The organism is Brevibacterium sp. SIMBA_078 (assembly GCF_046534565.1).
Classification (GTDB): Bacteria; Actinomycetota; Actinomycetes; order Actinomycetales; family Brevibacteriaceae; genus Brevibacterium.
This window is the reverse complement of sequence record NZ_JAWRYQ010000343.1, coordinates 1-259: the sequence shown is the minus strand read 5'-3', so window position 1 is coordinate 259 and position 259 is coordinate 1. Positions and strand designations below refer to the sequence as shown.

1 protein-coding gene is annotated in these 259 nt (G+C 45.6%); it reads left to right on the top strand.

What is annotated here, in order from left to right; all coding sequences use genetic code 11:
• Positions 1–66: 66 nt before the first annotated feature.
• Positions 67–259, top strand: a 193-nt coding sequence (locus SB749_RS19960) for an SAM-dependent methyltransferase (RefSeq protein ID WP_410711838.1), incomplete at its 3' end; no start/stop codon positions are given.

Here is a 259-nt window from a genome sequence, read left to right as displayed (position 1 = left end):
GGTAAAAATTGACTCATGCGAAACTCCTTTTTGCATGTTGCTTAGCGTGCATGTTGCTTAACCCAGTTGCAAGCCGATTTAGACAGTACTGCCGCTGCTATTCATGATGAAACTCACTCTGATACCCCAGTAAATACAACGCCTACGCTATCAGATGATTCAGATAACAAAGCACCTCCTGTCGGTGAAGTCTATATAGTTGGTGCAGGCCCGGGTGATCCAGAGCTGTTGACCTTTAAAGCCTTGCGTCTAATGCAAC